Origin of the sequence: Paraburkholderia sp. SIMBA_027 (assembly GCF_046535315.1) — a bacterium.
Classification (GTDB): Bacteria; Pseudomonadota; Gammaproteobacteria; order Burkholderiales; family Burkholderiaceae; genus Paraburkholderia; species Paraburkholderia tropica.
Genome location: NZ_JAWRWY010000993.1, coordinates 1 through 258 on the forward strand (window position 1 = coordinate 1; position 258 = coordinate 258).

The window sequence follows — 258 nt, forward strand, 5'->3', positions numbered from 1 at the left end:
TGCGTGAGCGGCACGCTGACAAGTTCGGGATGCTGGTCGCCGGCGATGCTGATCCCGAATTCCGCTTCACGCCGCAGCACGGCTTGCAGCACCGACGCCGACGCGTGATCGAGGATCTTCACGCGATCGTGCGGCCGGTGCCCGGAGAACGCGCGCAGAATGCGGGGGAGATACTGCACGCCGACGGTGGGCACGCACGCGATCGTCACGTCGCCGCGCTGGCTGAGGCCCGTCTCGCGGATTTCGGTCAGCGCATCC

The 258-nt window shown here is 68.2% G+C and carries 1 protein-coding gene; it reads right to left on the reverse strand.

Annotated features, from left to right (window positions below; all coding sequences use genetic code 11):
* A partial coding sequence (locus SB764_RS42075; protein WP_410867047.1) for a LysR substrate-binding domain-containing protein occupies positions 1-258 on the reverse strand: 258 nt, incomplete at both ends.